The organism is Streptomyces sp. ME02-8801-2C, from assembly GCF_033793965.1.
Classification (GTDB): Bacteria; Actinomycetota; Actinomycetes; order Streptomycetales; family Streptomycetaceae; genus Streptomyces.
The window spans coordinates 129,046-151,870 of the sequence record NZ_JARAXP010000006.1 but is presented as its reverse complement, the minus strand read 5'-3'; the positions used below and the strand labels follow the sequence as shown (position 1 = coordinate 151,870).

Below are 22,825 nucleotides of genomic sequence, written 5' to 3'. Positions count from 1 at the left end.
ACTACTTCTCATATGGGTGTACTGCCTGCCTCTTGGCTCAGCGGACGCGGTGGCTCTCCAGCGGTCCCAGATACGTCGGTGTCAGCCCGCCCGTGTCGATCACCAGCCGCTGCACCACCACCGTCGGGTCGACCGCCCAGAACTTCAGCCGGTGGACGCCCGGCGCCGTCACCGCGTGCCTGGTCGCCGTCACGTTCACGTTGTCGGAGGTGTGGCGGGCCCACTGCTTGTTCATGAGGCCGTCGTCCGCACCCGTCACCGCGTGGATGTCGGCCTGCTGGGGCTCGGCCTCGTCGAACGAGACCGCATAGCGCAGCCCGCCGGTCGCGAGCGTCGGGTTGCGCGGCGAGAGGTAGGCCCACACCGTCACCTCGCCCGCCGACAGCAGGCTGACGTCGTACTCCAGCCGTGCCGACGCCCCGCCCGGGGTCCGGCGCGAAGCCGTCACCGGCCATGGCGTCATCCCCGCGCCCGTACGGCCGATACGCTCCAGTCGCCGCCACGTCCCCTTCGCACGCGAGTAGTTGTCGGCGTCGATCGCCACATAACCCCCGGCCTCCACGAACCCCCGCAGCCCCCGACGCTCCCTCCGCGACGGCTTCTGGGTCACGCAAGCGACCGTCACCGACGCCCCCGCACCCGACACCGTCAGCGAGGCATCCGTACGACCGTCCGGCACCCGGGCCCAGTCCACCGACACCCGCAACCGCACCTGCTGCTCGACCCGCCCCCTCGACCGGTCCACCACCAGCCACGGCACCGACGACTCCACCCGGTACTCGAACGGCGTACGCCCCCGGTTGAACACCTCGATGTACTGGTCGGGGCGTGTCTGGTACGGGCTGAAGACCGGGAGCACGGCCGGAGCCGAGGAACCCCCCGGCCACCACTCCCCCGAGTCCTCGGACCCGTCGACGGAAACCCCCAACTCACCACCCAGCGGCAGCTCCACGCGCCGCACCGCAGGGAACAGCACGTCCGGGAGCGCCACGTTGTTCTTCTCGGGCTGCTGCCAGGGCGCGTTGGGCCCGTACCGTTCGATGTCCCCGTAGTCGATGTGCGGTTGTGTCTGGAAGCCCTCCCACTTGCCGTCCGCCACCTGGTGGTTGAAGCGGGCGGCGAGTGCGAAGTCCCGTTCCAGGCCGGCTTCCGCCTCCGCCGCGCGGTCGTTCGTCGCCGCGCGGCCCTGGGCCGCGTACAGCAAGTTCTTGAACTCCGCCTCGCGCAGGTCGTACAGGTTGACGGACGCCTCCACCGCGTACCCGACGAGCTCGTACCACGCGTCCTGGAGCCGGGCGGGCAGGCGCCTGCGTACCCGCTCGGCCTCCTTCCCCAGCCGCCGCCAGTCCTCCGTCGCGCGCTCCAACTCCCGGTGCCCGAAGGCGAACGGGGTCTCCTGGTCGTCGTACACGATCGCCGACTCGTCCTTCGTCGGGTCCTTCTCCGGGTTCAGGGTGATCCGGCGGTTCAGCAGCTCCGGCTTGCGGCGGGCCTGGAGCTGCCCGTACTCGGCGAGGACGGAAGCGATCGCCCCCGCGTGCTCCGCGCCGAAGTTCTGGCGGGCGTACCGGCGTTCCCACTCCTCCAGGTCGGACAGGTCCCAACGAGTCGGGTTCCAGGCGTAGTTGAGGAAGAACTCGGTGGGGAGTTCGTTGCCCTTCAGATCGCCGACGTTGGCCACCCACAGGCCGTGGTTGCCGTAGGCGTGGGCCTGGTGGAGCTGGTCCCAGAGGTTGTGGAGGTTGGTGGTGTCCACCCACTTGTAGTTGCGGCCGACGCCCACGTAGTCGAAGTGGTAGTAGAGGCCGTAGCCGCCGCTCCTCGCCGGTTCCGCCGGGTTCGGGTGCTTGCGGATGTTGCCCCAGTTGTCGTCCGTCAGGACGACGGTGACATCGTCGGGGACGCGTAGCCCGCGGTCCCAGTAGCGCTGGACCTCCTTGTACAGGGTCCACACCTGCGGGGTCTCCCCCACGGGCTTCCCGGTCACCTCGGCGATGATCCCGCGCTGTGTCTCGATGATCTCCCGCATCAGCTCGATGCCGTCGCCGTCCGGCAGGCTCGTGTCGCCGTTGCCGCGCATGCCCAGGGTGACGACGCCCTCGAAGTCCTGGTCGACCATCCGCTGGATGCCGTCGCGCCAGTACGCCCGCACGGCCGCCGCGTTCCGCCGGTACGACCACTCCCCGGTGCCCCCGTAGGGGTCGCGGCCCGGCGTCACGATGTTCCCCGCGCTGTCGCGTACGGCGGGTACCGCGTGCCGGTTCCACTCCTCGATGCCCCGCATCATCGGCGCCTCGTGGGAGGTGCCCATGACGATGCCGTACGCCTTCGCGCGGGCGTGGTTCTCCGGGTCGTCCTCGGCGAACGCCCGGCCCCAGACGGCCGGCCAGAGGTAGTTCGCCTTGAGGCGCAGCAGCACCTCGAAGACCCGCTCGAAGAAGGCCGCGTTGAAGCCTCCGGGGTGGCCGGGGGCCTTTCCGGGGCCGAAGAAGCGCGGGGCCCAGGTCCCGAGCGCCGGGTTCTCGTCGTTGATGAAGATCCCGCGGTACTTCACGGCGGGGGTGCCCTGTGTGTGCCTGCCCGGCAGGACGTACACCGCGTCCCGGTGGACCGGCGGCACGTCGTCCCACCAGTACCAGGGCGAGACCCCGATGCCGTACGAGACGTCGTACGCGCCGAAGATCGTGCCGCGCGGGTCGCTGCCCGCGATGACGAAGGCCCGGTCGACGCCGGGCATCGGGCGCTCCACGACCGTCTGCAGCGAGGTCTCCCAGCGGCCGGCGATGCCTGTGACGTCGAGCTTGCCGGAGCGGATCAGACCGTCGATCAGCGGGCTGCGGCCGATCGTGCCGACGAGGATCACCTCGCGGGCGACGGTCTCGCCCGGACGTACACCCGTGACGCGTTCGATGTCGTCCCGCAGGTCACCGGCGGCCCGTACGACTCCGGGGTGGTCCTCGGCGCTGACGACGACCGGCGCCCCGACGACCGCGAACGCACCGCCGGTGAACGAGATGTACGCACCGGAGTCCGTGCGCCGAGCCGCACCCTCCCCGGCCCGCGCGACCCCCGACAGCACCGGCACCGCCGCGAGACCGGCACCGACACCGAGCACAGCCCTGCGGCTGACGGACCCAGACATGAACGTACCCACCCCTCCGCCGAATTTGGTCAGTGACATGACAAATAGTGAAGGGAGTGACCAGCGGGGGGAACGGGTCGTGCGCGCCGAATAGTTTCGTAACAGCAAAGAGGCCCGCACGACCGAAGTCGTACGGGCCTCCTCTGGAAGCTCGCGAGAGCTACCGGGGTCAGGCTGTCAAGCCAACAAGTGATTACTTGTTGATCTTGATGACCTGGCCGGCGCCCACGGTCCGGCCACCCTCACGGATGGCGAACTTCAGGCCCTCTTCCATGGCGATGGGCTGGATGAGCTCGACGCTCATCTCGGTGTTGTCGCCCGGCATGACCATCTCGGTGCCCTCGGGGAGGGTCACGACGCCGGTCACGTCCGTGGTGCGGAAGTAGAACTGGGGGCGGTAGTTGTTGAAGAACGGCGTGTGACGGCCGCCCTCGTCCTTGGACAGGATGTAGGCCTGCGCCTCGAACGAGGTGTGCGGGGTGACCGAGCCCGGCTTGATGATGACCTGGCCGCGCTCGACGTCCTCGCGCTTGATGCCACGGAGGAGCAGACCGACGTTCTCACCGGCCTGGCCCTCGTCGAGCAGCTTGCGGAACATCTCGATGCCGGTGACCGTGGTGGTGGTCTTCTCCTGCTTGATGCCGATGATGTCAACGGTCTCGTTGACCTTCAGGACACCACGCTCGATACGGCCGGTGACGACCGTACCGCGACCGGTGATCGTGAAGACGTCCTCGACGGGCATGAGGAACGGCTTGTCGACGTCACGCTCGGGGGTCGGGATCGCCTCGTCGACGGCAGCCATGAGGTCGAGAACCGACTGACCCCACTCGGCGTCGCCCTCGAGCGCCTTGAGCGCCGAGACCTTGACGACCGGCAGGTCGTCGCCCGGGAACTCGTACTCGGAGAGGAGCTCACGGACCTCGAGCTCGACGAGCTCCAGGATCTCCTCGTCGTCCACCATGTCGGCCTTGTTCAGGGCGACGACGATGTACGGCACGCCGACCTGGCGGGCCAGGAGCACGTGCTCCTTGGTCTGCGGCATCGGGCCGTCGGTGGCGGCCACGACCAGGATCGCGCCGTCCATCTGGGCGGCACCGGTGATCATGTTCTTGATGTAGTCCGCGTGACCCGGGCAGTCGACGTGGGCGTAGTGACGACCCTCCGTCTGGTACTCGACGTGCGCGATGGAGATGGTGATACCGCGCTGACGCTCTTCAGGAGCCTTGTCGATCTGGTCGAAGGCCGAGGCCTCGTTCAGGTCGGGGTACTTGTCGTGCAGCACCTTGGTAATGGCGGCCGTGAGGGTCGTCTTACCGTGGTCGATGTGACCGATGGTGCCGATGTTGACGTGCGGCTTAGTCCGCTCGAACTTTGCCTTCGCCACTGGGGTCCTCCTGCGGAGTGGTTCTGGTACGCCTTACTCATCGGCGCCAGGTGATCTTTGCTGGGATGCCGCCCGCCGGGGTTTTCCCTCCCGGGTTTCCCCCGGCGGTCGGTGTCAAGCCTAAAGCGTGTAAACGGGGTGTGTTACTCGCCCTTGGCCTTCGCGATGATCTCCTCGGCGACGTTCCGGGGAACCTCGGCGTAGGAGTCGAACTGCATCGAGTAGCTTGCGCGACCCGAGGTCTTGCTGCGGAGGTCACCGACGTAGCCGAACATCTCCGAGAGGGGCACGAGGCCCTTCACGACGCGGGCGCCGCTGCGCTCCTCCATGGCCTGGATCTGGCCACGGCGGGAGTTGAGGTCGCCGATGACATCACCCATCGACTCCTCGGGCGTGGTGACCTCGACGGCCATCATCGGCTCGAGGAGCACGGGGGACGCCTTGCGGGCGGCCTCCTTGAAGGCCTGCGAGCCAGCGATCTTGAACGCCAGTTCGGAGGAGTCGACCTCGTGGTAGGCACCGTCGAGAAGCGTGACGCGGACGCCCGTCATCTCGTAGCCCGCGAGGATGCCGAACTGCATGGCCTCCTGCGCACCGGCGTCCACCGACGGGATGTACTCCCGCGGGATACGGCCACCGGTCACCTTGTTGACGAACTCGTACGCCGGGCCGTCGGACTCGGTGATGGGCTCGATCGCGATCTGCACCTTGGCGAACTGACCGGTACCACCGGTCTGCTTCTTGTGGGTGTAGTCCACGCGCTCGACGACCTTACGGATCGTCTCACGGTAGGCGACCTGCGGCTTGCCGACGTTGGCCTCGACGCGGAACTCGCGCTTCATACGGTCGACCAGCACCTCGAGGTGCAGCTCGCCCATACCGCCGAGGATGGTCTGGCCGGTCTCCTCGTCCGAGTGAACGTGGAAGGAGGGGTCCTCCTCCGCGAGACGCTGGATGGCTACACCCAGCTTCTCCTGGTCACCCTTGGACTTGGGCTCGATGGCGACCTGGATGACCGGCGCCGGGAAGTCCATGGACTCCAGGATCACCGGGTTCTTGTCGTCACAGAGGGTCTCACCGGTCGTGGTCTGCTTCAGACCCATCACGGCGACGATGTCGCCGGCGCCCACCGCGTCGATCTCCTCACGCTTGTTCGCGTGCATGCGGTAGATCTTGCCGATGCGCTCCTTCTTGCCCTTGACGGAGTTCAGCACCGCGGTGCCGGTCTCCAGGCGGCCCGAGTAAACCCGGACGAAGGTGAGCTTGCCGAGGTGCGGGTCGCTCATGATCTTGAACGCCAGCGCGGACAGCGGCTCGTCCTCGGACGGCTTGCGCTTGACGACGACCTCGGGGTCCTTGACGTCGTGGCCCTCGATGGCCTCGACGTCGAGCGGGGTCGGCAGGTAGCGCACGACCGCGTCGAGCAGGGGCTGGACGCCCTTGTTCTTGAACGCGGTGCCACAGAACACCGGGGTGACCGTGACGCCGTCGGACTTGCCGGACGCAATGGTGACACGACGGATCGCGGCGTACAGCTGCTCCTCGGTGGGCTCCTGGCCCTCCAGGAACAGCTCCATGATCTCGTCGTCGTTCTCCGCGACGGTCTCGACCAGCTTGCCGCGGTACTCCTCGGCAGCCTCGACGTGCGTGGCGGGGATGTCGACGACGTCGTACATCTCGCCCTTCGCCGCCTCGGCGGACCACACGAGCGCCTTCATGCGGACCAGGTCCACTACGCCCTTGAAGTCCATCTCGGCGCCGATCGGCAGCTGCATGATGATCGGAACCGCGCCGAGGCGGTCCTTGATCATGTCCACGCAGCGGTGGAACTCCGCGCCGGTCCGGTCGAGCTTGTTGACGAAGCAGATGCGCGGCACGCCGTAACGGTCGGCCTGACGCCACACCGTCTCGGACTGCGGCTCGACACCCGCGACACCGTCGAACACCGTGACGGCGCCGTCGAGGACGCGGAGCGAACGCTCCACCTCGACGGTGAAGTCGACGTGCCCGGGGGTGTCGATGATGTTGATCGTGTGGTCGACGTCCTCCAGCGGCCAGTGACAGGTGGTCGCAGCAGAGGTGATCGTGATGCCACGCTCCTGCTCCTGCTCCATCCAGTCCATGGTCGCGGCGCCGTCGTGGACCTCACCGATCTTGTAGCTGACGCCGGTGTAGAAGAGGATCCGCTCGGTGGTGGTCGTCTTGCCCGCGTCGATGTGGGCCATGATCCCGATGTTGCGGACCCTGGCCAGGTCAAGTGAAGTGGTAGCCATAAGGCTTCGGTCTTCTCTCGGTCTCGATGGGGGTAGCGACTACCAGCGGTAGTGCGCGAAGGCCTTGTTGGACTCGGCCATCTTGTGGGTGTCCTCGCGCTTCTTCACGGCCGCACCGAGGCCGTTCGAAGCGTCGAGAAGCTCGTTGAGCAGACGCTCGGTCATGGTCTTCTCGCGACGGGCGCGGGAGTAACCGACCAGCCAGCGCAGCGCGAGCGTGTTGGCGCGACCGGGCTTGACCTCGATCGGAACCTGGTACGTCGCACCACCGACACGGCGGGACTTGACCTCGAGGGTCGGCTTGATGTTCTCCAGCGCGCGCTTCAGCGTGATGACCGGGTCGTTGCTGGTCTTCTCGCGCAGGCCCTCCATGGCGCCGTACACGATGCGCTCGGCGGTGGAGCGCTTGCCGTTCAGCAGCACCTTGTTGATCAGCGACGTGACAAGAGGAGAACCGTAGACCGGGTCGATGATGACCGGGCGCTTCGGGGCGGGGCCCTTACGAGGCATTCTTACTTCTCCTTCTTGGCGCCGTAGCGGCTGCGGGCCTGCTTGCGGTTCTTGACACCCTGGGTGTCAAGCGAGCCGCGGATGATCTTGTAGCGAACACCGGGCAGGTCCTTCACACGGCCACCACGCACGAGCACGATGGAGTGCTCCTGCAGGTTGTGTCCCTCACCCGGAATGTAAGCGGTGACTTCGATCCCGCTGGTCAGACGCACACGCGCGACCTTACGCAGGGCCGAGTTCGGCTTCTTCGGGGTGGTCGTGAACACACGCGTGCAGACACCACGGCGCTGGGGAGAACCCTCGAGCGCGGGCGTCTTGTTCTTCTCGACCTTGTCCTGCCGGCCCTTCCGGACCAGCTGCTGGATCGTAGGCACTACTTCTCCGGTTTCTGTGTGCCGATGGTGAAGCTAACCTGGAACGTCGCCGACCCACGCGGTCGGGTGTGTCGGATACTGCGGATTCCCGCCGTGAGGCGGGAAGGGCGCAGATCGCGGTGGCCGCTTACGGCTCCCCGTGCGGTTCGAAGGCACGCACGAGGGCCAGGGCACACCCCAGGCACAAGGTCTGAGCGTACCTACCTCAACGACTTCGGTCAAAACAAATGAAGGCCGCTACGACACGCCCAGCCCCAGGCCACTTCCGAACCCTCCTTTGACTGCTTGTGGCAGCTTGCGCCTACTTTTGGCCGCTTGCGAGCCAAGGTGGCTGAATCGCGCCCTTTACAGCTCCGGGGACCTGCCCGTTCAGTACCTTGATCCGTCCGCTGCGACGATTCGGGGGCAGAGCGTGATGAGGACGGCCGCGTACTCACTGGACGACGGGGGCCTGGACGACCGGGTGCCCTTCCTCGCCCGCCTCGAACAGCACGACCGCACAGCCCTCCTGTCCCTGGGCCGCGAGCTGAATTTCGCCACCCGGGTCGCCCTGATCCACCAGAGTGAGCCCTCCTCCCACGTCCTCTTCCTCGTCCAGGGCTGGACGAAGGTGACCGCGTCCGCCGCCAACGGCTACGAGGCCCTCCTTTCGCTGCGCGGCCCCGGCGACATAGTCGGCGAGTCGGCGGCGCTCACCGGCCGCCCCCGCTCGGCCACCGTCACCGCCCTGGAGGCGGTCCGCGCGGTAGCGGTCGAACACGAACGCTTCAAGGACTTCCTGAGCCGTTCACCTGCTGTTTCGTTCGCCCTCCTGGGCCTCACGGCCGACCGCACCCGGGCCGCGGACCGCCGCCGCCTGGAGTTCGCGTCCATGAACGTCCGAGAACGTTTCGCGATCCTCCTCCTCGACCTGGCCCGCACCCACGGCCGCCGCACCCCCGAGGGCATCGAACTCTCCGTCCCCCTGAGCAAGCAGGAACTGGCGGGTTCGGTGGGCGCGTCACGGGAGATGGTCCAGCGTCTGCTGAAGGAACTGCGCGAGAAGGAGGCGGTGGAGACGGGAAGACGGGCGCTCCTGATACGCAGACCGGACATCCTGCGAGAGATCGCCGCGGCGGAGGGGTGAGAAGGGGTGAGCCGGGATACGACGGCCACGCTTCCATGCGGCGCATTTCCGTTCGGGGGCTTCCGCGCGGCGCACGTCCGTGCGGGGCTGCACGCCGTGGCGTCCCTGCGGCGCACGTCCGGGCGGGGCTGCGTGCCGTGGCGTCCCTGCGGCGCACCTCCGTGCGGGGCTGCGTGCCGTGGCTTCCGTCCGGGGGCTCGCGCGGCGCACCTCCGTGCGGCACCTCCGTGCGGCGGCTGCGTGCGGCGGCGTCCCAGCGGGGCACCTCCGTGCGGGGCTGCATGCCGTGGCTTCCGCTCGGGGGCTTCCGCGCCGTGGCTTCCGTGCGGGGGGGCTTCCGCGCGGCGCACCTCCGTACGGGGGCTGCGTGCCGTGGCTTCCGTCCGGGGGCTCGCGCGGCGCACCTCCGTGCGGCGACTGCGTGCGGCGGCGTCCCAGCGGGGCACCTCCGTGCGGGGCTGCATGCCGTGGCTTCCGCTCGGGGGCTTCCGCGCCGTGGCTTCCGTGCGGGGGGGGGCTTCCGCGCGGCGCACCTCCGTACGGGGGCTGCGTGCCGTGGCTTCCGTCCGGTGGCTTCCGCGCGGCGCACTCCGTGCGGCGACTGCGTGCGGCGGCGTCCCTGCGGCGCACCTCCGTGCGGGGCTGCGTGCCGTGGCTTCCCGTGCGGTGGCTGCGTGCGGTGGTGTCCGTGCGGTGGCTGCGTGCGGTGGTGTCCGCGCGGTGGCTGCGTGCGGTGGTGTCCGCGCGGTGGCTTCCGCGGACGGCTGCTTTCTTGACGCCGGTCCAGGCAACTCAGCCCGTCCGGCGATTGAGGACAAGGCCCGTTCAGGGCCGGAGCGGGGGCCTGGGGGCGGCAGCCCCCAGATCGACGCCCGCACCAACTCCCCCACCCCGCGGAGCGTATGTGCACACCGTCACACTCCGACTGCGTCATCCGCCCTCACACCTCACCACCCCCACCCACCACGCTGCTGCAAGCACCCCGCACATTGTCGAAGGGCGACCATGACCGACCCCGTGAGCCGCACGATCCTGCTGCTGGACATCGAGAGGTTCAGCGACCGGGACGACGTCGAGCAGGCGTACCTGCGGCGCATGCTGTACGACATCACCGACCGCGCGCTGGAGAGCGCCGGTATCGACGAGACCCGCCGTCTGCGCGCCGACCGCGGCGACTCCGTGATGGAGCTGATCGACGCGAACGCCCCGGTCACCGCCCTGCTCCGGGCCCTCCTCGTGGACGTCCCGGCACAGTTGAAGGTCGTCAACCGGATGGCGTCCAGCTCGGCCCAGATCCGGCTGCGCGGGGTCGTGGCCACCGGTTACGTGGCCGTGGACGACCACGACGGCTGGGTCGGCACCGACCTGAACGACGCCTGCCGGCTGCTGGACGCCCAGCTGCTGCGGGCGGCGCTGCGCGAACGCCCCGACGACCTCGCCCTGATCGTCTCGGACGCCCTGTACACCGGCGTCGTACGGCACGACCATCCCGGCATCCCGGCCGGCGAGTTCCACGCGGTCGGGGTGGAAACCAAGAACGGCCCGATGAAGGCGTGGCTGCACGGCCCGCCGCCCAGCGGCCACCAGGCGGCGCCGGACAGTACGGCCGACCAGGACCACCGTGACACGGGGGCGGGGGAGGCGCCGGGCGGTTCGGGGGACCGCCCGGCGCCGCAGACACCGCAGACACCGCAGACACCGCGGACAGCGCAGACGCCACAGGCGCCGGATGCGACGGAGTCACCCAGGGTCCCCGCGCAGGGCACCTCCCCGGCGCCGGAGAGCCGCCCCGCGCCGGGCGCCGTCTTCAACTTCAACGGCGCCGTGAACGTCGGCGGCAGTGTGGTGGCCGGCGACCAGCACGGCGTCAGCGGCGGTCAGGTCACCGGGGACGTCAACATGGGCGGCAGCAACGGGGGTGACGCCTCATGAGCACCCCGGACGCGCCGTCCCCCGCCCGCTCCGGGCCCGAGGACCCGCCCGCCGCCGACGACGGCAAGGACGGCAAGGACGGCAGAGAGGGCGCCGCCAAGGACGCGAAGGAGTCCGAGGGCGCCGAGGGCTCGGAGGAACAGGAGCGGCCCCAGACCGCCTGGTCGGCCCGGCGTGACCTGATCCACCACAGCCCCCGGAGCATGAACGTCGGCGACCGTGCCCGCTTCGGCGGCAGCCTGGTCGGCGGCGACCAGCACGGTGTCAGCGGGGGCCGGGTCACCGGTGACGTGATCATGGGCACCAAGACGGAGATCCACCAGTGGTCGATGCCCGGGTTCTCCGCGCCGTCCACCGCCTCCGGCGAGGTCCCGCAGTCCACGCTCGACCGGCTCGCCGCCTCGTTCGTCGCCGCCGAGGCGACCGTCGAGGACCTGCTCGCCCGGCTGCGCCGCGACCGCGTCCTCGTCCTGTCCGGCGCCCGCTTCACCGGCAGACGCACGGCAGCCCTGACCCTTCTGCACCGGCTCGGGGCAGCCCCCGTACACACGATCGACCGCGACACGAACCCGAGCGCGCTGGCGGACAGGTTCACCGCGCCGAAGGAGACCGCTGAGGAACCCGGGAACCGGACCCGCGGCTATGTCCTCGCCGACCTCGCCACCCGCCGTGACCGCCCCCTCCGGGAGCACCATCTCCTCGCCGCCCGCGACCGGCTGGCCGCGCAGGACGCGTACCTCGTCGTCACCGTCGGCCACACCGCCGTACTGGAGGACGTACCGGTCGTCGAATGGCGGTCGCCGCCTCCGGCCGAGGTGCTCGCCGCACATCTGCGCAGCCGCGTCGACGACCAGGAGACGGCGGCGAAACTGCTCGAACTCCCTTACGTCACCGAGTTCCTCGGCCGCAGTCACCAGCTCCGCGAGGTCGCCGCCTTCGCACAGCTGCTCGGCCGGTTCGCGGCCGGCGAGGTCACCGAGGACGCCGTCGGCCAGTTCTCCCTGATCTCGCTGGAGAACCAGGTCCAGGAGTGGTTCGAGGAGGACGAGGGGTCGGTCCATCTGCGCGACAAGGCGTTCCTGGTCGCGCTGGCCTCGTTCGACGGCGGTCCGTACGCCCTCACCGCCGAGCTCAGCGACCTGCTCTACCGCTTCCTCCAGCAGACCCAGTCCCCGGCCACGCATGCCGACGTCCCCGTGTTCGGCACCCACGTAGGCAAGCGCCTCCAACTGGCCCGCGCCAGGCTGTACGAGGAGGACGAGAACACCGAGTGGGGCCCGGTCACCCAGCGGAAGGCCGCGTTCGTCGACGACCGCGCCTCTCTCGTACTCCTGCGCGAGGTCTGGACGGGCCACCCCTCCGCGCGTCCCGCGCTGATCGACTGGCTGCGCCGGCTGGCCGACGACGGCCGCCCTCTCGTACGTACCCGGGCCGCGTCCACCGTGGCCGTCCTGGCCCGCACGGATCTGCCCTCGGCCATGGCCCTGGTGATCGAACCCTGGGCGATCTCCAACCGCTTCCGGCACCGCCTGGTGGCCGTCAACGCGCTCACCCTCGCCCATCTCATCGACACGCCGAACATCCCGCGCATCCTCGACGAGTGGTCCAAGGGCGAGGACCGGCGGCTGCGCTGGGTGGCCGTACGGGCGTACGCGCTGATCGGCGCCGAACGCCCCGAACAGGCCCTGGCCGCCCTGCGCGCCGCGGCCCGCAGCCTGCACCGGGGGCTGGCCGACCAGGACGCCTTCGACCGCGAGATGGCCCGCGAACTCGCCGAGGCGGTCGCCCTGCTGCTCCTCTCCGAGGCCGGCGACCGCGTCCTCGCCGAACTGCGCACGCACCTCGCCGACGACCGCCCGGTACACGACCTGACCATCGACGGCTTCGTCAGCGCCTGCCGTCACACGCAGGACGACGAGCGGTACGGCCATCCGCTGGTCCTCGACTGGTACGCGCGGTCGGCCACCGAGGGCTCGGCCGCCGCCCACGGCATCCCGTTCCTGTGGCGGGCGGCGTTGGGCGACCCGAACGCGACCCGGCATGCCCTGGACGTGCTGCGCGAGTGGGTCCTCATCGCCGACCGCTCCACGACCACGGAATGGGCCCTGGCGGCCCTTCTCCCGACCCTGGTCACCACCCCGGCGGAGTACCAGCGTCTGGGCCACCTCCTGCGGACGATGCCGGGCGAGGACGGCGCGGCCCCGCCCGCGGTGGCGGCCCGCCTGATCACGACGCTCCCCGTCCGCCAGTAAGTCACGTCCCCGCTCACCGAGGAGCAACGCACGATGCCCGCCTTCAACCGCCCGCCCGAGTGGCAGCAGACCGCGGACCGGCACACCCAGCTGATCGACCCGGTCCTCACCGTGCGGCAGCTGTCGCGCTTCGAACTCTCCCTGAAGTCGACGGTCCGGATCGACCACGCGCTCGTCTTCGCGACCGCCAAGGGCGGCTACGAGTCCTACCTCCCGCCCCGCCGCCCGACCCGCAGCGAGATCGCCGCCCGCCACTACACGGCGGTGTACGAGATCGACATGGGCGTGCACCCGTTCTCCGGCACGCTGACCCTCCCCAGTGACAACGACGCGTTCGAGTTCTCGGCCGAGATCGACATGTCCTGGCAGGTCGTCGACCCGGCCCGGTTCGTGGAGAGCGGGCACCGGGACGTGCCCGGCCTGCTCATCGGTGAGCTCCAGCGCGCCGCACGCCCGGTGAGCCGGCGCTTTCCGATCGCGGACAGCGCGGCGGCCGAGGGGGAGCTCCTCCAGGCGATCAACGTCCTGGGCCCGCTGGGCGCCCCCGCCGGCCTCCAGGCGACCTGGACCCTGCGGCTGCGCCGCGACCAGGAGAACATCGACCACCAGCGCCGCCTCCAGGCGATCGACCACTCGGCGACCGAGCAGGTACGGGCGGCCCAGCGCGGCTCCGAGATCGATGTGGAGGTGGACCGCCGCAACCGTCAGCAGGACGCCCTCCAGATCGAGCGCTCGATGTCGTACGGCGCCCAGCAGCAGCACCTGGCCCTCCAGCAGCAGCGCTGGGACTACGAACAGGCGGCCCTGCAGAGCAGCCAGCAGCATCAGCTCTCCATCCAACAGGGCCACCAGGAACTGGAGTTGCAGCAGATAGAGGCACAGAAGATCGCCTTCTACCAGTGGCACCTGCAACAGGGCGGAGTCCAGGCCTGGGCCCTCCACCTCGCCCAGCACCCCGAGGACTCCCGCATGGTCATGACGAGCATGCGCGACGACCAGCTCCGCATGATCCAGGCCCAGATGGACCTGGTGAAGGACCTGCTGCACGGCGACAACGCGGAGAAGTTCGAACTGGAGGGCCCGAAGCAGCTGGCTCTGCGCACGGTGAGCGACATCCTGAACCAACGCCTCCCGGGCGTCCCCCAGACCCCTCCACCACTGGCGGGCCCGGAGACGCCGGAGACGCCGTACGGGCAGGGGGTTCCTGGGGCCGCCGGGGTCCCTGGGCCCCCCGGGGTTCCTTGGTCCCCCGGGACCCCTGGGAGCCCTGGGACCCCTGGGTTCTCTGGGCCCGCCGGGGCCCCTGGGTTCTCTGGGCCCGCCGGGGCCCCCGGATTCCCTGGAACCACCGGGGCCCCCGGATTCCCTGGGCCCCCTGAGTTCTCTGGGGCCCCCGGGGCCCCTGGGTTCCCGGCACACCCGGGCTTCACCAAGGACCAGCCGGGAATCACCCCGGGCCAGCCGGTCATCCCCCAGGGCCAGCCAGGCTTCGCCTCGGGCCAGCCGGGAGTCGCCCCGGGCCAGCCAGGCTTCGCTCCGAGCCAGCCGGGAGTCACCCCGGGCAGGCCCGTCCCCGGTGGCCTCGACTCCTCGCGCGCTCACCCCGACAACACCCCCGGCCATTCGGACCCCTCGCAGGCCCACCCCGGCCACTCCTTCGGCCGGTCCGGCCCCGAGCCCTCCGATCAGCTCCAGGGCGCCGCTCCCCAGGCCCAGTCGGCCCAGCCCCCGGCGCCGCCGGCTGCCGCTCCCGGTCAGCCGCCGGCCACCGCCCCCACCTGGGGCACCCAGCCCCCGGCCCAGCCTGCGACACCTCCGGGCACCCCCGCCCCCGGCACCGCCGCGCCCTACGGAGCAGCCCCCGCGTACGGCACCCCGGGCCCCGGCAGCAGCTTCCCCGGCGCCCCCACGATCCCCGCCTACACCCCGCCCACTCCCCCGCCGTACCAGCAGCCGTACACCCCGCCCGCTCCCCATACCCCCGGCGCCGCCGCCCCCGCCTGGCAGCCGCCCCCGGGCTACGGCAGCACCCCGACCCTCCCCGAGCAGCAGATCGCACCGCCGGACGGGCCGGCCGAAGGCGCCGATGCCGGTTCGAAGGCGGAGGAAGACAGGGCGGGCAGCGGCAGGTGACGCTCGACCCCGCTCCCACCACCCCGGCCCAGCCCCCGCCAGGAACTCCCGCCGGCCCCGCCGACCGCATCCAGCTCTGCGAGCGCCTCCTCGTGGACCTCCGTACCGAGATCGCCCGAGCCGACAGCAAGGCATCCGTCCTGGTGGCCGCGCTCGGCATGACCGCCGGGGTGTTCAGCGGACTGCTCGCCGGGCGGAACTGGAACCCGGCCGCGCTGACCACGTTCGGCACCGTCGTCTGGAGCGCCGGGGCCGCGTCCCTGGTGCTGTCCCTGTTCTCGCTGCTCCTTGCCGTCCTGCCCCGCTACCGCTCCGAACCCTGGACGCCGGGCCAGCCCCTCTCCTACTTCGGCGACATCCAACAGGCCGTACGGCTGGGCCAGTTGGAGACAGCGCTCGCCGACACGCAGCGCGATCCCACGGCCGCGCTCACCTCGGCGCTCACCGAGACGAGCCGTATCGCCGCGCGCAAGCACCAGTGGATCCGTACCGGCCTGATCTCGTTCTGCGCCGGCACGCTCCTCCTCCCCGCCTCGCTGCTCATCGGCTGAACAGGTTCGGACCGCTCAGCCACCACCCCGGCACCTGAAGGAAGACCATGACCCACCCACCGTCGTCCCCATCGGAACACCCCGAGCCCTCCGAGCAGCCGCTGTACCCGCCGCCCTACCCTGACCTGGCAGTACCCCAGCAGCAGTCCGCGCCGCCCTACCCCGGCCAACCCACGCCCACGAACCCCCAGGCCGCGCACCAAGCACCCCGGTACCCGGACTCGACCCAGCCACCCGAGTACCCGACCACCACCCAGCCACCGTCGTACCCGACCCAGGCCCACCAGCCCTCGAGCCAGGACCCGCCCCGGCCACCCTCATATCCGGACCCGACCCGACCCCCGTCGTACCCGGGCTTCGCCGAGCCCCCGACCTACCCGAGCTCCACCCAGGCACCCCAGTACCCGGGGGCCACCCAACCGGAGACCAACCCGGGCGCCGACCAGGCGCCCCAGTACCCCGGCATGACCCAACCCTCGAAGTACCCGGGGTCGCCCCACCCCGAGACCGACCCGGGCAGGACCCAGCCACCCCAGTACCCGGAACCTGCCCAGCCAGCCCAGCACCCCGGCATGACACAACCCCCGACGTACCCGGGGCCGCCCCACCCCGAGACCGACCCGGGCAGGACCCAGCCACCCCAGTACCCGGGCGCCGACCAGGCACCCCAGTACCCCGGCACGGCCCAACCCCCGACGTACCCGCGCTCGCCCCACCCCGAGACCGACCCGGGCAGGACCCAGCCACCCCAGTACCCGGAACCTGCCCAGCCTCCGGCCTACCCGGGCTCCGCCCAACCCGAGACCAACCCGGACACCACCCAGGGCGGGGCCATCCCAGGCACGCCCCAGCCACCCCAGTACCCGGGCACCGCCGAACCCCCGACCTACCCGGGCACCCCCCAGCCCCCCACCTACCCGGGCGCGACCTCGCCCACCGACGCCCGCACCCACCCGGGCGCCACCCCTACCCCGGGCCAACCCCCCGCCTACCCGGGTGCCACCCCCGCCCAGCCCCCGCCCTACCCCCAGGCCACCGCCCAGCCCATCCCCCCGCAGTACACGCCCCCTCCGCAGCCCCCGGCAGCCCCCGCGACACCCAGCGCGTCCGACGCCGGCCCCACCGAGCACCCCCACCACATCTCCACCGACCGTGGCCGCGTCCACATCGCCGCCCACCAGCGGCGTACCGACGCCACCGCCGTGGGCAACCTCCTCCTCTACCTGCCGAACTTCCTCTGCAGCCTCCTCGTCGTCAGCATGTTCTCCCTCTTCTTCGGCGACCTCGCCTTCCTCGTGATCATCGCCTGGATCCTGAGCGGCGCACTCGTCTTCCACAAGCCCACCGAAAGCGCCCTCGCGCGCCGTCTGCTCCACCTGCGCCACCCCACGCCGCAAGAACGAGCCAAACTCGAGCCGGTCTGGCGCGAGGTCACCGCCCGCGCGGGCGTCGAGGGCCGCAACTACGAACTCTGGGTCGAGGACAGCGACGGCCTGAACGCGGTCGCCGCCGCCGGCCACATCGTCGGCGTCACCCGCTTCGCCATGAACGAGCTGCCCAACGGCGAACTCGCCGCCGTCATGGCCCACGAGCTGGGCCACCACGTCGGCGGCCACGCCTGGTCGGGGCTCCTCGGCTACTGGTACGCGCAGCCGGGCCGTATCGCCTGGCGGTTCCTGCGCGCCTTCTCCGTGTTCGTCTTCCAGGTGTCCCGCGCCTTCTCCTGCTTCGGCGTCGGCTTCGTCGTACTCGTCCTCGGCGGCATCGCCATGGCGACCATAAGCACCCTGTACGGCCTGCCCCTGCTGATCCTCGGCGTTCCGTACGCGCTCGCAGCCGTCGGCCGCCGCGCCGAACTCCGCGCCGACGAGCACGCCGCCGCCCTCGGCTTCGCCCCGATGCTGGCCTCCGTACTCGGCAAGCTCCACCAGGAGGAGCAGCGGCAGACGGCAGCGCTCGCCGCGCTCAACAACGGCGTGGCCCCGGAGGAGAGCCCGCTGAGCAAGCTGCTCTCCTCACACCCGGACTACTACACCCGGCTGCACCACCTGCAGCCCTACCTGCAGCAGCAACAGCGCTGAGCCGAAGCGTCACCGGCCCCCTCGAAGGGGGGTCACCCCGCGTCCGGGTGGCCGCCCTTCAGCGTCCTCGGCGACTTCAGCGTCCTCGGGGACTTCAGCGTTCCCGTGACCGCCTGGCCGCCGCACGCGTCGCGCGTTCCGCGGCGAACACGTCCTCCAGGCGGAAGAGCAGGGCACGGCCGGCCCGGCCCGCAGCGGTGAGACGACCCAGCTGAACCCATTTGCGAATGGTGGCAGGTGCCACGCCGATCTCGCGGGCCGCCAGTTCACCGGTGATCAGGGTCGCCGAACCGTCCCACGAAGCGCTCGTCCGCGTGTTCGTCGGCGGGTTCACCGGCTGCTCCCCACGAACGAGCCCGCGGTGGCGATCCGTTCCTCCCACTCCCCTTCCGGCCACCTGTGCCGATGGCCGGGATCGTGGTGGCAGCCGCAGTCGGTATCGGTGCAGCGGCACGCGGGGTTGATGCAGAGAACCGCCCGGCGGTCGGGGAAGGCCCGCAGGGAGACCGAGTCGCACCAGGGGCAGCGACCGGACACCCGTACGACGATCTCGCTGTCGCCCAACGCCCGGGCGCAGCGGCGGGCCATCCGGCGGGTCTCGTCGCGCACATGCGCGGCCAGCTCGGGGTCCGTGGCGATCTCGTCGAGCAGGGCACCGATACGGCACAACCGTTCCGGCACGGGAGCACGGTCCGACCGGGCCAGCCCGAGCCGGTCGCGTACGGCCTCCTCCAGTTCGATCACGCCGTCCGCGATGTCACGGATGGCGTCGGATATGTGCAGGCGCAGCGGAGCCGTTCCGGGCCCGGGGGCCGCCAGACCGTGGTGCTGCTGGAGCAACAGGGCCTCCTCGCGTTCCCGGCGGAGGCGAGCGCCGAGTTCCGCCGAGGGCTCGGGTGCCGTACGGCCCCGGTTACCGGGCGGGCGGCCCCGGCCGGGAGCCAACTCCTCGGCGAGTTCGGGGAACTGCTGCACCAGGACGCCGATCCACAGCGCGGCGTGCGCGGTCGGGCAGTCAGCCATCGGAACCTCCGAGGCAGGGGTCGGCCGCGATCCCCGACACCGAGAAGTTCTGAGCGCCCAAGCCATGAACGCTATGAATGGCGCTCTCGCGCCGTCCGTCCAACGAACCCCACATGCCCCCGGACCTTTCCCCCGTGCCCTTGCGCCACAGTGGCCGCACGCTCGTAATTCCGCGCGCGCAAGCAAGCTAAACTCTCGACACCCCCGAAGAAAGCGAGTAGCGCCAATGACCACCCCCGAGCTTGACGTGTTCGCGGCATGGGTCGAAGGGTTGATGCGCGGGCGCGGCTACGACATCGACAGCCCACGCGGCGGCGGGAAGTCACGCATCGCGGACGAGGCGGGCGTACACCGGGCCGCCGTGACGCGGCTACTGCACCGGCAGAGCATGCCGGACCTGGAGACCACCCGTCGGCTCGCCCGCGTGCTGGACGTGTCCGTCCGCGAGATGCTCATCCGCTCCGGCCGGCTGACCGCCGAGGAACTGACCGAACCCCGCGCGCACCTGCCCGCCCCGCTTCCGGCCTCCACCCCGATGCGCCGACTGACCGTCGACGAGGCGGCAGAGCTCCTCGGGGTGCCGGCGGACCGGCGCGCGCGATTCGCCAGAGCCGTGGAGCCGTTCCTGCCGGCCGCCGGCGCGGGGACGCCACTCGCCTCGCACTGAGCAAGTTGCGCGCGAGCGCGCAATCTGTCACAGTTGGCGCCAGCAGCAGAGCTGTGTCCGCTCACCAGGGGTTCCTGACATTTCAGGAACCCCTTTTTCGTGCGCCCGCCCTGCTCGCCCCAGCCGCCCAGCCGCCCGAGGTGATCCGGCATGACCTCACCCATACCTCCCCCCGAGACCTTTCTCGAAGTCGAAGCCCTGATCGTGGACATCCTCGAAGCCGACCCGGCCCTCTCCACCGCGCTCGTCGCGGTCGAGCCGCCCAGCGACTTCGACGGCACCGAATCCGCCGTCCTCGTCAACCGGCGCGGTGGCGCCTGGATCGGCGATCTGCACGTCGACGAACCGCTCATCGAGCTGGAGGTGTACGGGCCGACCAAGGCCGCCGCCCACACCCTGGCCAACGCGGGCCGTCGCGCCGTACTCGCCGCGGCCGGACATACGTACGGCACGAATCTGATCACCGACGTCGTGGAGGAGGACGGCCCCCGCTGGCTGCCCGACTACCTCTACAGGGCGGCCAACCGTTACGTGTGCGTCCTCAAGGTGTCCGTGAACGTCTATTGACCCCTTAGTTCTGTCCACGAGTTGAGGAGAACCAGCCATGGCAGGTAGCAACACCTCAGAGATCCGCATCGCGGGAAGCGGCCGCCTCTACGTCGCCGTCGCCGGCACGGCCGTACCGACAGCCTTCTCCGACACCCCGGCCGCCGACTGGGGCGCCGCCTGGAAGAACCTGGGCTACACCTCCGGCGAGGGGGTCACCTTCAGCAAGAAGGACAAGCTGGAGGCCGTCGACAGCTGGCAGACAATCAGCCCGGTGCACTTCGTGTACTCCGACCGGGACCTGACGCTGAAGTTCTCGCTGCTCCAGTTCAACGAGGACACGCTGCCGTTCTTCATGGGCGGCGGCTCGGTGAAGCCCGTCGAGGGCTCCGCGGGCGGCTCGGGTGTCTTCGAGTACGAGATCGCCGACCGGGCGTACGCCGACGTCCGCGCACTCGGTCTCGAGTTCACGGACGTGCGGGCGAGTGACGGCTCGGTCGTGACGTACCGCTTCGGCATCCCGCGCGGCCAGGTCACGGCGTCCGACGACATCAAGCTGGGCCGCAAGGCCCCGGCCCAGCTCGGCATCACCTTCCAGGCCCTCGCCTCCGCGGAGGGCGAATCCCTGGGCGGCTTCGTCATGAAGGACGCGGCGTACGCGGTCTGACCCGCTCCACCCGCCGGACACCGGGAGCGGCCACCGGGGGCGGCCCCTACGCAGCCGGTGTCCGGCCCCAACCGCCCCGAACCGCCCCACACCACTGCCTCTGACAAGGAGTACGACCGAGATGTCCTCTTTCGACGTCAACGCCGCCCGCGCCCAACGCCTCGAAGCCCTTGGACGCACCTGGTCGTTCAACCTGGACGGCGACACCTTCACCCTGCCGACCGAGCTGTCCCGCGCCACCGCCAAGGCCCTGCGCAAGCTCGACGACAACGACGTGGACGGGCTGCTCGAGCTGCTCATGGGCGAGGAGCAGTTCGCTCGCTTCGAACGGCACGAGGTCACCATGCAGGACATCGCCGCGATCCTCGAGGCATACGGCAAGGAGACGGGGCTCGGCCTGGGGGAAGGCTGAGCCTCGGCGTGTTCGTCGACGAACACGCCGAGGCACTGGAGGCGGACCTGCTCCGCTTCTACGGCATCGACCTGCTCGACTGGCATCGCGGCCGGCTCTCCTCCCGACGGCTCGCGGTGCTCGTCAAGCATCTGCCGCGCGACTGCGCCCTGAACCGGGAACTGCACGGCGAGGCCGCCGAGTGGTCGATCGCCGACCATCTGCTGGCCGCGACCGTGGACCATCTGGCCGCCGCCAACTGGATGTTCGCGTCCGTCAACAGGGACGAGGACGCGGATCCACCAGAGCTGCCGACGCCGGTACCGCGGCCGGAGGACGGGAGGGTGGGGAGAGCGGGCGAGGACCGGTACGGATCCAAGGACGGGTTCCCGTACTACGGGGACGATACCGACGGCACGGAAGCGACACCACCGCCTTCGTCGCCGACGTCGACGACAGCGACTCCGTCCCAGGTGGCTCGCTTCTTCGGGTAGCGCCGGTGCCGCGAGAGATTCCGGCGATCCGGGTCGCCGTCAGGCAGGCTCGGGCGGGTCCGGGGGCTCCGCCGGGGGCGCCTCCTGCTCCTGTCCGCGAGACGCCCCGGCCGCGCGCCGCTCCCGTACCTCACGGGCCGAGAGCAGGAGATCGGGCTGGGGGCCGGGGGGCGCATCCGACCCGGAAGCCGGCCCGGACCCCACCACTGCCCCGGGCTCACGGTTGGCCACGGCCCGCTCCCGTTCCCCTCGCCGCTCCACTCCGGTCACGGCGGGCGGAGGTTCGAGCAGCTGGACGTACGGCAGCGGAATGACCTCGCCGTCGCGCTCACCCTCGGGCCTCTTCGAGGGTCCCGTCCGGCGGGGCCGGCGCCCGATCCGTGCGTCCTCCTGGCCCTGGAGGTAGGCGGCGGTGATCCGGACCTCGTATTCGTGCCGTATCCCGGGCAGCTGCTCCGAGACGACGTCGGCCCAGCCCGCGCTGTAGGCGGTGAGTTCACGCCGGTCGAGCTCGGCGCGGGGCATGACGACGAGGTCTTCGGGTTCGTAGCCCTGCCGGAGGACCAGTTCGGACACTCGGGCGATCAAATGGGCCAGGTCCTTGGACTGGTCGAGCCAGTCGATCACATGGTCGTGCCGAAACCTGCTCGCTTCCCCGTCCACCGCATCGGCCTTGCTCTCGTGCGTCAAGTCCCGTCAGTCACACGGTAGTTCACCGACCACTCGGCTGCGGCGGTTCGCAGCAGGATCGTGACACGAAATCCCGGCGGTTCTTTCACCGCGCCACCACAACGGGCAAGGAAGGTTGTCGAAAGTGGCCAACCACACAACTGATGAGGTATACGACAAAACAACCTCGATCGAGACGAGCATCAATGACCTGCGCAATCAGCTGGTCAGCACGAAGCTGCTCGACGAGAAAATAACCGATCTCAAGAGGGCCATCGCAGCCGGGCCGGCAGACAAGCCCACGGACGCTGTGGCCGCCGGCTCCAACATTCCCGTCGTCAAGGAAATCCTCCAGGCCCTCAAAGCCGCGAACTTCGGCGCCATATCGGTTCTGATCGTCTCCCTGATCTTGTCGGCCGCCACCCTCCTTGTCCTGTTCGACGACACCAAGAAGATCATCAAGGAATGGTTCAAAAAAGGAAAGGAGCCCCCGAAGCCCGAGACGCCCACGACACCCGAAAAACCGGGTTCCGCCAAGTCGGGCACGCCACAACCCACCGGCCCCGCGCTGAGCTCCCCCAAGCCGGCGGATCTGGCGAAAACCGCC

The 22,825-nt window shown here is 70.3% G+C and carries 19 protein-coding genes; 11 read left to right on the top strand and 8 right to left on the bottom strand.

The window, feature by feature from the left end; genetic code table 11:
* Positions 1 to 37: 37 nt before the first annotated feature.
* The 5 genes from PV396_RS20795 to rpsL all read right to left on the bottom strand — a co-directional run bounded on the left by PV396_RS20795 (position 38) and on the right by rpsL (position 7,686).
* Positions 38 to 3,142 (bottom strand): glycosyl hydrolase 115 family protein, encoded by a 3,105-nt coding sequence (locus tag PV396_RS20795; RefSeq protein WP_319206633.1) that lies wholly within the window; start codon positions 3,140 to 3,142, stop codon positions 38 to 40.
* A gap of 193 nt (positions 3,143 to 3,335) precedes the next feature.
* Complete coding sequence (gene tuf / locus PV396_RS20790; RefSeq protein ID WP_235475526.1) at positions 3,336 to 4,529, bottom strand: elongation factor Tu; 1,194 nt, start codon at positions 4,527 to 4,529, stop codon at positions 3,336 to 3,338.
* Between the two features lie 143 nt (positions 4,530 to 4,672).
* Complete coding sequence (gene fusA / locus PV396_RS20785; protein WP_319206630.1) at positions 4,673 to 6,802, bottom strand: elongation factor G; 2,130 nt, start codon at positions 6,800 to 6,802, stop codon at positions 4,673 to 4,675.
* A gap of 39 nt (positions 6,803 to 6,841) precedes the next feature.
* Positions 6,842 to 7,312, bottom strand: a complete 471-nt coding sequence (rpsG, locus tag PV396_RS20780; RefSeq protein ID WP_005481264.1) for a 30S ribosomal protein S7 — start codon at positions 7,310 to 7,312, stop codon at positions 6,842 to 6,844.
* Positions 7,313 to 7,314: 2 nt separating this feature from the next.
* Positions 7,315 to 7,686: a 30S ribosomal protein S12 gene (gene rpsL, locus PV396_RS20775; RefSeq protein ID WP_003948652.1), complete on the bottom strand. Its 372-nt coding sequence runs from the start codon at positions 7,684 to 7,686 to the stop codon at positions 7,315 to 7,317.
* Positions 7,687 to 8,101: 415 nt separating this feature from the next.
* On the opposite strand from rpsL, the gene PV396_RS20770 reads away from it, so the two are divergent.
* From PV396_RS20770 to PV396_RS20745, 6 genes are all read left to right on the top strand, one after another.
* On the top strand, positions 8,102 to 8,812 hold the full coding sequence (locus PV396_RS20770; RefSeq protein WP_319207377.1) for a Crp/Fnr family transcriptional regulator: 711 nt from the start codon (positions 8,102 to 8,104) through the stop codon (positions 8,810 to 8,812).
* Between the two features lie 1,005 nt (positions 8,813 to 9,817).
* Entirely contained in the window at positions 9,818 to 10,744 is a 927-nt protein-coding gene (locus PV396_RS20765; protein WP_319206628.1) for a hypothetical protein, read from the top strand.
* A complete protein-coding gene (locus PV396_RS20760) occupies positions 10,741 to 12,996 on the top strand; it encodes a hypothetical protein (RefSeq protein WP_319206626.1) in 2,256 nt (751 codons plus the stop codon). The genes PV396_RS20765 and PV396_RS20760 overlap by 4 nt, the downstream gene beginning before the upstream one ends.
* A gap of 33 nt (positions 12,997 to 13,029) precedes the next feature.
* Positions 13,030 to 15,129 (top strand): collagen-like protein, encoded by a 2,100-nt coding sequence (locus PV396_RS20755; protein WP_319206625.1) that lies wholly within the window; start codon positions 13,030 to 13,032, stop codon positions 15,127 to 15,129.
* Positions 15,126 to 15,680 carry a Pycsar system effector family protein gene (locus PV396_RS20750; RefSeq protein ID WP_416071448.1) on the top strand — a complete coding sequence of 185 codons (555 nt, stop codon included), beginning with the start codon at positions 15,126 to 15,128 and terminating at the stop codon, positions 15,678 to 15,680. Before PV396_RS20755 ends, PV396_RS20750 begins: the two co-directional genes overlap by 4 nt.
* Before the next feature lie 47 nt (positions 15,681 to 15,727).
* Complete coding sequence (locus PV396_RS20745) at positions 15,728 to 17,761, top strand: M48 family metalloprotease (RefSeq protein ID WP_319206623.1); 2,034 nt, start codon at positions 15,728 to 15,730, stop codon at positions 17,759 to 17,761.
* A gap of 94 nt (positions 17,762 to 17,855) precedes the next feature.
* Here PV396_RS20745 and PV396_RS20740 read toward each other — a convergent pair whose 3' ends face one another.
* Positions 17,856 to 18,095: a hypothetical protein gene (locus tag PV396_RS20740; RefSeq protein WP_319206621.1), complete on the bottom strand. Its 240-nt coding sequence runs from the start codon at positions 18,093 to 18,095 to the stop codon at positions 17,856 to 17,858.
* On the bottom strand, positions 18,092 to 18,784 hold the full coding sequence (locus PV396_RS20735; RefSeq protein WP_319206619.1) for a hypothetical protein: 693 nt from the start codon (positions 18,782 to 18,784) through the stop codon (positions 18,092 to 18,094). The genes PV396_RS20740 and PV396_RS20735 overlap by 4 nt, the downstream gene beginning before the upstream one ends.
* Before the next feature lie 226 nt (positions 18,785 to 19,010).
* On the opposite strand from PV396_RS20735, the gene PV396_RS20730 reads away from it, so the two are divergent.
* From PV396_RS20730 to PV396_RS20710, 5 genes are all read left to right on the top strand, one after another.
* A complete protein-coding gene (locus PV396_RS20730; protein WP_319206617.1) occupies positions 19,011 to 19,451 on the top strand; it encodes a helix-turn-helix transcriptional regulator in 441 nt (146 codons plus the stop codon).
* A 150-nt stretch (positions 19,452 to 19,601) separates the two neighbouring features.
* A complete protein-coding gene (locus PV396_RS20725; protein ID WP_319206616.1) occupies positions 19,602 to 20,018 on the top strand; it encodes a hypothetical protein in 417 nt (138 codons plus the stop codon).
* A gap of 37 nt (positions 20,019 to 20,055) precedes the next feature.
* Entirely contained in the window at positions 20,056 to 20,664 is a 609-nt protein-coding gene (locus tag PV396_RS20720; RefSeq protein WP_319206614.1) for a phage tail protein, read from the top strand.
* A gap of 121 nt (positions 20,665 to 20,785) precedes the next feature.
* Positions 20,786 to 21,076: a hypothetical protein gene (locus PV396_RS20715; RefSeq protein ID WP_319206612.1), complete on the top strand. Its 291-nt coding sequence runs from the start codon at positions 20,786 to 20,788 to the stop codon at positions 21,074 to 21,076.
* A gap of 8 nt (positions 21,077 to 21,084) precedes the next feature.
* Positions 21,085 to 21,549: a hypothetical protein gene (locus PV396_RS20710; protein WP_416071447.1), complete on the top strand. Its 465-nt coding sequence runs from the start codon at positions 21,085 to 21,087 to the stop codon at positions 21,547 to 21,549.
* 39 nt (positions 21,550 to 21,588) lie between these two features.
* Here the strand turns inward: PV396_RS20710 and PV396_RS20705 are convergent, their stop codons facing one another.
* Positions 21,589 to 22,239 (bottom strand): hypothetical protein, encoded by a 651-nt coding sequence (locus PV396_RS20705; RefSeq protein WP_319206610.1) that lies wholly within the window; start codon positions 22,237 to 22,239, stop codon positions 21,589 to 21,591.
* Between the last annotated feature and the right edge of the window lie 586 nt (positions 22,240 to 22,825).